13 protein-coding genes and 1 pseudogene are annotated in these 10,375 nt (G+C 67.1%); 8 read left to right on the top strand and 6 right to left on the bottom strand.

The genetic code is table 11. The annotated features are described in order from the left end of the window. From sphsw_RS07870 to sphsw_RS20795, 4 genes and pseudogenes are all read right to left on the bottom strand, one after another. A pseudogene (locus sphsw_RS07870) lies at positions 1 to 296 on the bottom strand (50S ribosomal protein L11 methyltransferase); the annotation flags it as partial. Then, positions 286 to 990, bottom strand: coding sequence for an SDR family NAD(P)-dependent oxidoreductase (locus sphsw_RS07865; RefSeq protein ID WP_031440120.1), 705 nt, complete (start codon positions 988 to 990; stop codon positions 286 to 288). The pseudogene sphsw_RS07870 and the gene sphsw_RS07865, both read right to left, overlap by 11 nt. A gap of 65 nt (positions 991 to 1,055) precedes the next feature. Then, positions 1,056 to 2,447, bottom strand: coding sequence for a methyl-accepting chemotaxis protein (locus tag sphsw_RS07860; protein ID WP_200874018.1), 1,392 nt, complete (start codon positions 2,445 to 2,447; stop codon positions 1,056 to 1,058). 21 nt (positions 2,448 to 2,468) lie between these two features. Beyond that, positions 2,469 to 3,812 carry a methyl-accepting chemotaxis protein gene (locus sphsw_RS20795; RefSeq protein ID WP_031440118.1) on the bottom strand — a complete coding sequence of 448 codons (1,344 nt, stop codon included), beginning with the start codon at positions 3,810 to 3,812 and terminating at the stop codon, positions 2,469 to 2,471. A gap of 321 nt (positions 3,813 to 4,133) precedes the next feature. Here sphsw_RS20795 and sdhC point away from each other — a divergent pair, with 321 nt between their 5' ends. The 4 genes from sdhC to sphsw_RS07835 are packed head-to-tail and all read left to right on the top strand — an operon-like array spanning position 4,134 to position 6,953. Further along, positions 4,134 to 4,478, top strand: coding sequence for a succinate dehydrogenase, cytochrome b556 subunit (gene sdhC / locus sphsw_RS07850; protein WP_031393660.1), 345 nt, complete (start codon positions 4,134 to 4,136; stop codon positions 4,476 to 4,478). After that, a complete protein-coding gene (gene sdhD / locus sphsw_RS07845) occupies positions 4,478 to 4,864 on the top strand; it encodes a succinate dehydrogenase, hydrophobic membrane anchor protein (RefSeq protein ID WP_031440117.1) in 387 nt (128 codons plus the stop codon). Before sdhC ends, sdhD begins: the two co-directional genes overlap by 1 nt. Further along, positions 4,864 to 6,666, top strand: coding sequence for a succinate dehydrogenase flavoprotein subunit (gene sdhA, locus sphsw_RS07840; protein ID WP_031440116.1), 1,803 nt, complete (start codon positions 4,864 to 4,866; stop codon positions 6,664 to 6,666). Before sdhD ends, sdhA begins: the two co-directional genes overlap by 1 nt. Beyond that, positions 6,666 to 6,953 carry a hypothetical protein gene (locus sphsw_RS07835; RefSeq protein ID WP_031393663.1) on the top strand — a complete coding sequence of 96 codons (288 nt, stop codon included), beginning with the start codon at positions 6,666 to 6,668 and terminating at the stop codon, positions 6,951 to 6,953. The genes sdhA and sphsw_RS07835 overlap by 1 nt, the downstream gene beginning before the upstream one ends. Positions 6,954 to 6,955: 2 nt before the next feature. On the opposite strand, the gene brnA is transcribed toward sphsw_RS07835, so the two are convergent. Next, a complete protein-coding gene (brnA, locus tag sphsw_RS07830) occupies positions 6,956 to 7,240 on the bottom strand; it encodes a type II toxin-antitoxin system BrnA family antitoxin (protein WP_197976043.1) in 285 nt (94 codons plus the stop codon). Beyond that, a complete protein-coding gene (locus sphsw_RS07825) occupies positions 7,218 to 7,493 on the bottom strand; it encodes a BrnT family toxin (RefSeq protein WP_031393665.1) in 276 nt (91 codons plus the stop codon). Before sphsw_RS07825 ends, brnA begins: the two co-directional genes overlap by 23 nt. 96 nt (positions 7,494 to 7,589) lie before the next feature. Between sphsw_RS07825 and sphsw_RS07820 the strand changes: the two genes are divergently transcribed. The 4 genes from sphsw_RS07820 to zapE all read left to right on the top strand — a co-directional run. Then, a complete protein-coding gene (locus sphsw_RS07820) occupies positions 7,590 to 8,171 on the top strand; it encodes a ClpP family protease (RefSeq protein WP_031393666.1) in 582 nt (193 codons plus the stop codon). Between the two features lie 134 nt (positions 8,172 to 8,305). After that, positions 8,306 to 9,088, top strand: a complete 783-nt coding sequence (locus tag sphsw_RS07815) for a succinate dehydrogenase iron-sulfur subunit (protein WP_031393667.1) — start codon at positions 8,306 to 8,308, stop codon at positions 9,086 to 9,088. A gap of 268 nt (positions 9,089 to 9,356) precedes the next feature. Then, positions 9,357 to 9,824 (top strand): PaaI family thioesterase, encoded by a 468-nt coding sequence (locus sphsw_RS07810; RefSeq protein ID WP_031440115.1) that lies wholly within the window; start codon positions 9,357 to 9,359, stop codon positions 9,822 to 9,824. Positions 9,825 to 9,953: 129 nt separating this feature from the next. Continuing rightward, positions 9,954 to 10,375, top strand: a 422-nt coding sequence (gene zapE / locus sphsw_RS07805; protein ID WP_042466807.1) for an AFG1/ZapE family ATPase, incomplete at its 3' end; no start/stop codon positions are given.

The following is a 10,375-nucleotide window of genomic DNA, read 5'->3' as shown; positions in this document are numbered from 1 at the left end:
GGCTCGAGCCCCGCCTGGCTCATCGTCACCCAGTCCGCCGCGGCCAGCCGCTCGACCGCGATTCTGGCCCCCGTCGCGCTCGGCACCAGCGCGCGCACCGCCGCGACCGTGTCGGCGCCCGGCTCATGCTCGAAATACGCATCGAGCCGCCAGGACTCGACGTCGTCCTCGATCTCCTCGGTGGTCATCAGCACCGCGTCGCCCGGGATCGCGTCGCCCAGATCGCCGCTCGCATCGATCGCCTCCGCCTCTGCGCGCGTGCAGGGGAGGGTGAGTTTCCAGCTCTCAGCGGACATGGCTGGCGCCGTTCACGTCGATCACCGCGCCGGTCATCGAGGCCGGCGCCTCGAGCGCGCAATAGCGTGCGACCGAGGCGACTTCGGCGGGGTCCGCCACCTTGCCGAGCGGAATGTCGGCGAGCAGCGCATCACCGCCGCGGCTCGACAGATACTCCTCCGCCATCCCGGTCATCGTGAAGCCGGGGCAGATCGCAAAGGCGAGGATCCCCTCGCGGGCATAGCCGCGCGCGATCGTCTTGGTCATCGCCACCATTCCCGCCTTCGACGCGGCATAATGCCAGTGCGCGGGCGAATCGCCGCGATAGGCGGCGCGGCTGGCGATGTTGACGATCCGGCCCGCAAACCCGCGCGCCTGCCAGTGCAGCACCGCGAGCCGGCACAGTTCGGCGGACGCGGTCAGGTTGATCCGCATCGTCCGCTCCCACTGAGCGGTCCAGTCCGCATCCTCAAGCGGGCTCGCCTCGAACACCCCGGCATTGTTGATCAGCACGTCGATCGTGCCGCCCGCCTGTTCCAGCGCGGCGGTCCACAGCGCGGTCGGCCCGGCGGGATCGGCAAAGTCGGCGGGGAGCCCGCTCGCGCTGCCCCCGTTGCTGCTCTTGTGCCCGATGACGGTGGCGCCTGCGTCGGTCAGCGCCTGGTGAATGGCCGCGCCGATGCCCCGGCTCGACCCTGTGAGTAGGATGGTCATGCCCGGGGCCTTAGCGCGCCCGGTAAGGGTCCGTCACCTGCCCGATTGCACAGCGGTGAGGTCGCTCACGCGACGCTGGACGAAAACCCGTCGGCGGCACCGCGCAGCACGCTCAGCTTGTCGTCGATCAGCCCGAAATCCTGGCCGAGCAGCGTGATCTCGTTGGCGACCGCCTCCGCATCGCCGCGGATCATGTCGATCGTCGCGGACATCGTGTCGGCGGCCAGCGCGGTCTCGTCGACCGCGGCGGTGATCGACGCGACGGTCCGCGCCTGCGCGTCCATCGCCTGGCGGATCCGCAGCGCGCTGTCCTGGACCTCGCCGACGGTCGTGCGGATGCCGACGCTGGTCGTCACCGAACTGTGCGTCGCGGCCTGGATCGCGGCGATCTTGGTCGCGATGTCGTCGGTCGCGCGTGCGGTCTGGCTGGCGAGGCTCTTCACCTCCTGCGCCACCACCGCAAAGCCGCGCCCGGCATCGCCCGCGCGCGCCGCCTCGATCGTCGCGTTGAGCGCGAGCAGGTTGGTCTGCCCCGCGATCGTGCGGATCAGACCCAGGATCGATTCGATCGACTGGGCATGCGCGCTCAACGTCTCGGACATCCCGACCGCGTCGGTCGCCTGTGCCGACGCGCGGTTGGCGATCTCGGCGGCCGCCTCGACCTCGATCCGCGCGCCCTCGATCGCACAGATCAGTCCCGAGGCGGTGTGCGCGGCCTCACGCATCGCCAGCGCGGACTGTTCGGCGGCGGCGGCGACCTCGCTCGTCTTGCCCAGCACGCTGCGGGTCGAGGTCGACGCGCCCATCGCCTGGACGCGGATCCGCGCGCCCAGCTCGGCGGTGTCCTCGATCGACGTCGCGATGCTCTCACGGAACGCCGCCGCCCGCGCGCTGCGGGCGATCCGCGCCGCCTCGGCATCGGACGCGCTCAGATGCGACGCCATGATGTCCGCCTCGATCAGCGCGAGCCGCTGGATCACGTCGCCCAGCATCCGCATCGACGCGGTGTCGGTCCCGACCCGCTCGGCGATCAGCCCGAGCGTGACGCTGTGCGCGAACGCCAGCGCGGCGAGCAAGGCGGGCAGCGGGATGTTCGCCTTGCGCGACTGGACCGCATGGTCGATCGCGATGTCCCGCCACGCCAGGTCATAGGGGGAGAGATATTTCAGCCGGACATAGTCCGCGCTCGCGACGATGCTGCGCTCGAGTCGCTCGGGGGTGAAGGCAGGCCGGACATGAAGCGCGCTCTCGAGCGAGAGGTAATGCCGCCAGAACGTCTCCGCGATCAGCCGGTGGTCGGCGGCATCCAGCATCGCAGTCAGCGTCGCGCAGCTCGGCCCGATCGCGCCGTCCCAGTCATAGTCGCGCACGCGTTCGTACAGCGGCCGGCCATCATTGCCCCAGTCCAGCGTGCCGTGTGGCACGCCATTGCTCATGCGGTCGATCGGCGCGGTCATGCTCCCCCCTTGTGCCCTCCGTTATGCAGCCACCTTCGCGATGAATACGCCCGCGCTGGTCTTCAGATTGCTCAGCCGGCTGTCGAGCATGTCGAAGCCCCGGCCGACGCCGTCGATCTCGGTCGCCACCATTTCGGTATCCGCCCTGATCGCCGCGATCGTCGTCGACATCGAATCGGCGGCGAGCGCGGTCTCGTCGACCGCGGCGGTGATCGCGGTGACGGTCTGCGCCTGCGCCTCCATCGCGTGACGGATCCGGTCGGCGCTGTCCTGCACCTCCGCGACGGTCGCCTTGATGCTCGCATTGGTCGCGACCGTGCCGCGCGTCGCCGACTGGATCGCGGCGATCTTGGCGGCGATGTCGTCGGTCGCGCGCGCGGTCTGGCTGGCGAGGCTCTTCACCTCCTGCGCCACCACCGCGAAGCCGCGCCCGGCATCGCCCGCGCGCGCCGCCTCGATCGTCGCGTTGAGCGCGAGCAGGTTGGTCTGGCCGGCAATGTCTCGGATCAGCCCCAGGATCGACTCGATCGACTTGGCGTGATCGCTCAGCGCCTCGGACATGCCGACCGCGTCGGTCGCCTGTGCGGATGCGCGATTGGCGATCTCGGCCGCGGCCTCGACCTCGCTGCGTGCATCCTCGATCGCGCGGATCAGCCCTGCGGCGGTCTGCGCGGCCTCGCGCATCGCCACCGCGGACTGTTCGGCGGCGGCGGCCACCTCGCTCGCCTTGCCCAGCACCGCGCGGGTCGAGGCCGAGCTGCGCACCGCCTGTTCGCGCAGGACATGCCCCTCGTCGGTCGCGGTCTCGACCATCGTCGCGATTCCGTCGCGGAATTCGACCGCCAGCGTGTCGCGCGCGCCCTGCGCCGAGAAGTTGCGATATTTGGTATAGATCGCCACGGTGATCTCACCTTCCAGCGCCGACAGCCTCATCAGCGTGTCGATATACAAGGAAAGTCGGTCATTGTCGCGCGCCACGCTCTGCATCAGCACGCCGAGCGCGGCACGGTCGCTCGCGCTGATCATCGACAGCAGCGCCATCGGCGACACGTCGGCGGCATAGGCCGCGGCGACCGACCGCTCGACCGATTCGACCCAGCCGCGCGCATTGGTGTTGAGGAAGCGGTCGCGCAGGAAATTGCAGCCGACCTCGATCATCGCGTCGGCCTCGTGCGGCGACCAGATCCGCTCGTTGCTGAAACAGCGCTGCCACTGTTCCCAATAGGCCTGGGAGATCGTGACGACATGCGGTTCGATCAGCGCCCAGAGCTCGCGGCTGGCCGCCGCGAGCGAGCCGTCAAAGTCGAACGCGCGCAGCCGTGCGGCCAGGTCGATCTGGATGGCGATCGACCCGGGGGCCGGCATGTCGAGTGAGGTCAAAGGGTAAACTCCGGATCGCGTTGCCCGGCCAGCGCTAACGGTGATTCCTTAAGGCCAGGTTAGGGATCGATGCCGCGGGGCAGGGGGCGCCCGCCGCCCCGCCCGACCAACCGTCCGGCGGCCCCTGTGCATTGCCCTGGGTTATCAAGCCGGGCGGCGATGGGTTGCATCGCAGCACATGGCGTCTAATAGACCGGCAAACCGTTCGTTACTCGCCCTTCGTACTCGAGGACACAGCCCTTGGCATCGCGCAACCCGGCACGCCCGCTTTCTCCCCATCTGCAGGTCTATAAATGGGGCCCGCACATGCTGGTCTCGATCCTGCACCGCGCGACCGGCAGCGGCATGGCGACCGTCGGCAGCCTGCTGCTCGTCTGGTGGCTCGCCGCGATCGCGTCGGGGGATCAGGCCTATGCGACCTTTGTCGACGTGTTCACGACCGATACGGGCGGGCTCAACATTCTGGGCTATGTCATCGGCATCGGCCTGACCTGGTCGCTGCTCCAGCACATGATGACGGGCATCCGCCATCTGGTGATGGACACCGGCGCCGGTTTCGAACTCAAGCGCAACCGTATGGGTGCGCGCGCGACGATCCTGGCCAGCACGCTGCTGACGGTCGCCTTCTGGCTCTACATGGGGATGAAGTAATGGGTTCGGGTACGCCAGTCGGCCGCGTCCGCGGTCTGGGCAGCGCCAAGCACGGCACGCAGCATTGGTGGCAGCAGCGGCTGACCGCCGGCGCCAACATCTTCCTGATGGCCTGGCTGATGGTCGCGGTCGCGCGGATGCCCGCCTATGACTATGCCTCGGTGCATCTGTGGCTCCAGTCGTCCTGGGCGGCGATCCCGATGGCGTTGCTGATCCTGTCGGTCTTCTACCACTTCCGTCTCGGTCTTCAGGTCGTGATCGAGGATTACATGCACGGCGAAAGCCGCGTCGTGACGATGATCCTGCTCAACCTGTTCACCTTCACGCTGGGCGGCATCGCCCTGTTCGCGATCCTGAAGGTCGCCTTCTCCGGAGCTCCTGCGTAATGTCAGCTGCCTACAAGATCATCGATCATACCTATGATGCGGTCGTCGTCGGGGCCGGCGGCTCGGGCCTGCGCGCCACGATGGGCATCGCCGAGAGCGGGCTGAAGACCGCGTGCATCACCAAGGTCTTCCCGACCCGGTCGCACACCGTCGCCGCCCAGGGCGGCATCGCCGCGTCGCTCGGCAACAACTCGCCGGATCACTGGACCTGGCACATGTTCGATACCGTCAAGGGTTCCGACTGGCTCGGCGACCAGGACGCGATCGAATATCTGTGCCGCGAGGCGCCGCAGGCGGTGTACGAGCTCGAACATGCCGGCATGCCGTTCAGCCGTAACGAGAACGGGACGATCTATCAGCGTCCGTTCGGCGGCCACATGCAGAACATGGGCGAGGGCCCCCCGGTCCAGCGCACCGCCGCTGCCGCCGATCGCACCGGCCACGCGATGCTCCATGCGCTCTACCAGCAGAGCCTGAAGTACAATACGGACTTCTTCGTCGAGTATTTCGCGCTCGACCTGATCATGGAGAACGGCGTCTGCCGCGGCGTGATCGCTTTGTGCATGGAAGACGGTTCGATCCACCGCTTCCGGAGCCACCAGACCGTGCTCGCCACCGGCGGTTACGGCCGCGTCTATTTCTCGGCGACCTCGGCGCACACCTGCACCGGTGACGGCAATGCGATGGTGCTCCGCGCCGGGCTGCCGCTCCAGGACATGGAGTTCGTCCAGTTCCACCCGACCGGCATCTACGGCGCGGGCGTTCTCATCACCGAGGGCGCGCGCGGTGAGGGCGGCTACCTGACCAACTCCGAGGGCGAGCGCTTCATGGAGCGCTATGCCCCGTCGGCGAAGGACCTCGCCTCGCGCGACGTCGTCAGCCGCTCGATGGCGCTCGAAATGCGCGAAGGCCGCGGCGTCGGCAAGAACGGCGACCACATCTTCCTGCACCTCGATCACATCGATCCGAAGGTTCTGGCAGAGCGCCTGCCCGGCATCACCGAGACCGGCAAGGTCTTCGCGGGCGTCGATCTCACGCGCCAGCCTTTGCCCGTCACGCCAACCGTGCATTACAACATGGGCGGCATCCCGACCAACTTCCACGGCGAGGTCGTCAACCTCGTCGGCGGCAACCCCGACGCGGTCGTCCCCGGCCTGTTCGCGGTCGGTGAGGCCGCCTGCGTCTCGGTTCACGGCGCCAACCGTCTCGGCTCGAACAGCCTGATCGATCTCGTGGTGTTCGGCCGTGCGACCGGCCTGCGGATCCGCGACACGCTCAAGCCCGGCACCGCGCACGCGCCGCTGCCCAAGGGGTCGGAAGATCTCGCGCTCACGCGTCTCGACACGTTCCGCAACGCGAGCGGCGGGTCGCCGACCGCGCAGATCCGTCTCGACATGCAGCAGACGATGCAGAAGCATTGCGCCGTGTTCCGCGACACCGAACTGCTCAACCAGGGCGTCGAGAAGATGGCGGGCATCTACAACCGGATGACCGACGTCGCCGTGAAGGATCGCAGCATGATCTGGAACACCGATCTGGTCGAGACGATGGAGCTCGACAATCTGATCGGCCAGGCCGTCGTCACGATGAACTCGGCCGCCAACCGCACCGAGTCGCGCGGCGCGCACATGCACGAGGATTTCCCCGAGCGTGACGATGCCAACTGGATGAAGCACACCATCACCACCTTCGACGGCTGGGGCGGCAAGGGCGGTCAGACCAAGATCGATTTCCGCCCGGTGCACGACTACACGCTCACCGACGACGTCGACTACATCAAGCCCAAGAAGCGGGTCTATTGATGATCTGGGCCATCATCGCGATCGGGTTCCTTGTGCCCGTCGCGGTGGGGCTGCTGACGCGGTTCCCGCCGATGATCGCCGGCTTTCTCTGGCCGGCGATCGTCGCGATCGGCACCGCGATCTATATCTACGGCATCGAAACGCGCGCCCCCGGCGAAGACCCGCAGAAGATCGCCATCACCTTCTTCGCGCTCTTCTCGCTCGCCGGCGGCGTCCCCGGCGGCCTGGTCGGCTGGATCCTCCAGCACAAGCGACAGGCCGATCCGGCACTCGACCGGGACGTCTGACCTCAGGGGGCGGCGGGCGCATTCGCTGCCGCTTCCAGACGATCTGCCAGCCACATCTTGATGAGCGCCTGACGCGTGACGCCACGCTTGCGGGCTTGCACGTCGAGACTCTCTACCATCCACGTGGGGAAATCGACGTTCACGCGCTTGGCCTCCAGCGCAGGCTTGCGTGGGCTGGACCAGTCGAAATACGCGCTGACATCCTCGCCCTCGTCAAACCGCCGGTCGAGTTCGTCGGCTGAGATAGCCTTGTGCAGCACGGATTTAGCCGGTGCGGGCGCGTTCATAAGCCAGTTCCTCATAATCTCTCGCGCGGCGAACCGAGATGATCCGGGTCGCCGTACCGCGATCGGTGACGATCGCCGTCCACAGGCGATCGCCGATCCGGCCGATCACCAGTTGCCGGTCTTCGCCCACATGGCGCTGGGCCGATCCGACGACGATCCGCTCGTCATCGCCCCACAGCGCCTGAGCTTCGACGAAATCAATCCCGTGCTTGACCGCGTTGGCCGCGCTCTTGTCCGGGTCGAATTCGAACATGGCCAACTCTACCGCAATTTCGGTATAGAATCTATACTCCCGGTCTTTTGCGGACGACATCGGAACCGCGCGATACCGCGGTAAGTTTGCCCGCGCATGACCGACACCTCCCCCGCTTCGAACGCGCGCAACTATCCGTTGCTCGCCGTCCCCCATGTCCAGCTGCACGGCCCCGTCGACGACGCGATGTACGACAGCTTCAAGGCGCAGGTCGCGGCCGCGCCGACCGAGGGGCCGCTCGTCGTCTCGATCACCACGCTCGGCGGCGACCCCGAAATGGCGCGCGCGATGGGCGACCATATCCGCCTGCTGCGCGAATATACCGATCGCGAGACGCTGTTCCTCGGCAAGGTCGCGGTCTATTCGGCGGGCGCCACCTTCATGTCGGCCTTTCCCGCCGACAGCCGCTTCCTCACGCGCAACAGCCGCCTGATGATCCATGAGCGCCAGATGACGAGCACGATCCAGCTCAACGGCCCGCTCAACGCGCTGTCCTATACGCTGAAGGCCAAGCTCCACGAGATCGAGGATTCGATCAACATCCAGGAAGAGGGCTTTCGGGATCTCGTCCGCGGTACCAAGGTCGATATCGAGGAGCTGAAGGCCAAGGCGCCGTCCAACTGGTATATCGAGGCGGAGGAAGCGCGCGATCTCGGGCTGATCCTCGACATCATCTGACGGTTGCGGCGGTCCGTGCCCCGCCCCACATATGACTCATGTTGCACCCGCGAAGCTAAGGATTTGCGGGCAGGGCCCCTGTCATGTATCGGCTCTGACAACCTTGTCATCACACCACGGACGGACCGCTCGCAATGGCCGAATTCTCGCTCCCGAAAAACAGCGTCGTTAAGAAGGGCGTCAAGCACGCCTCGACCAGCGGGGGCAAGCGGCTGAAATCGTTCAAGGTGTATCGCTACGATCCCGATAGCGGCGAAAATCCCCGTTACGATACGTTCGAGCTCGACCTCGACGAGACCGGCCCGATGGTGCTCGACGCGCTGATCAAGATGAAGGGCGAGCAGGACAGCTCGCTGACCTTCCGCCGTTCGTGCCGCGAGGGGATCTGCGGTTCCTGCTCGATGAACATCGACGGCAAGAACGGTCTCGCCTGCACCACCGCGATCGAGGATTGCAAGGGCGAGGTCCAGATTACCCCGCTGCCGCACATGGACGTGATCAAGGATCTCGTCCCCGACTTCACGCATTTCTACGCGCAATATTCGTCGATCAAGCCCTGGCTCCAGACCGTCACCCCGCCGCCCTCGGGCAAGGAGCGTCTCCAGTCGCCCGAGGATCGCTCGAAGCTCGACGGCCTGTACGAGTGCATCCTGTGCGCCTGCTGCTCGACCTCGTGCCCGAGCTATTGGTGGAACGCCGACAAGTTCCTCGGCCCGGCGATCCTGCTCCAGGCCTATCGCTGGCTCGCCGACAGCCGCGACGAGATGACCGGTGAGCGGCTCGACGAGCTCGAGGATCCGTTCCGCCTCTATCGCTGCCACACGATCATGAACTGCGCCAACGCCTGCCCCAAGGGCCTCAACCCCGCCAAGGCGATCGCCGAGATCAAGAAGATGGAAGCCGAACGGATCGTCTGATCTGAGGGGGTGGAGGGCGGTCCCCTCGCTCTCGCCCCGCCTCGCTCCACCCTCCGTTCGTGCTGAGCGAAGTCGAAGCACAGGCCCGGGGCAGGGCGCGGCGCTCCCCCACCCCCGTTCGTGCTGAGCGAAGTCGAAGCACAAGCCCGGGGCAGGTGGTGGCGCTCCCCCAACCCCGTTCGTGCTGAGCGAAGTCGAAGCACAGGCCCCGGGGCAGGGGGTGGCGCTCCCAAAAGTCCTTCGACTTCGCTCAGGACGAACGGAACTCATGACCGATACCCCCCATTTCCTCGACGCCGAAGACCCCGCAAACCCCGGCTGGCGCAGCTGGACCCTGTCCGACCCGACCCGGTTCAACACGCTGCTCGGCCCCATGCTCTACCGCGTCGACGGCCACCGCGTCCGCGTCCGCATCACGCCCGAGCGTCGCCATTCGAACCTGCAGGATAATGTGCACGGCGGCGCGCTGCTTGGCTTCATCGACGTCGCGCTGTTCGCCGCCGCGCGTGGCTTCGGGCTGATCACCGCCGGCACGGCCGTGACGCTCGACCTCAACACCCAGTTCATCGGTGGCGGCCGGATCGGCGCCCCGATCGAGGCGCAGGTCGAGGTGCTCAAGGAAACCGGCCGCCTCTTGTTCCTGCGGGGCCTCGTGGTGCAAGGCGACGACGAGGCAAAGATCGCGGCCTTCTCCGCGACGATCCGCAAGCCGTCGCCTAAGCCGCCGAAGGGCTGACCCCGACCGCTATCACCACCCCGGCGAAGGCCGGGGCCCAGTTGGGACACGATCATTGTTCAAGCGTAGCGATCCATCACGGCAACCTTTCCCCCTGGGCCCCGGCCTCCGCCGGGGTGGTAAAGACCAATGACCGTCCTCGCCGCCTACGAAGCGCTTGTCGCCTCGGGTGAACTCCGCCCCGACCCCGAACAGGCCGCCGCCGCCGCGCGCCTGAACACGCTCGCCACCGAACTCGCCGCACCCGTCGCGACCGGCTTCTTCGCGCGCTTTGCGAAAAAACCGGCGCCGCGCGGCGTCTATCTCTGGGGCGGGGTCGGCCGCGGCAAGTCGATGCTGATGGACCTGTTCTTCGCCGAGGTCGCGGTCGAGAAGAAGCGGCGCGTCCATTTCGGCGAGTTCATGCTCGAGGTCCATGCGCGCATCGCCGCCGAGCGTCGCAAGGAGGTCGGCGACCCGATCGTCCCCGTCGCCACCGCGATCGCCGAGGAGACCCGGCTGCTCGCGTTCGACGAGATGATGGTCACCAACAGCCCCGACGCGATGATCCT

This window comes from Sphingomonas sp. FUKUSWIS1 (genome assembly GCF_000733135.1).
GTDB classification, from domain to species: Bacteria; Pseudomonadota; Alphaproteobacteria; order Sphingomonadales; family Sphingomonadaceae; genus Sphingomonas; species Sphingomonas aerolata.
The sequence above is the reverse complement of the archived record's forward strand: the minus strand, read 5'-3'. Positions and strand labels throughout refer to the sequence as shown.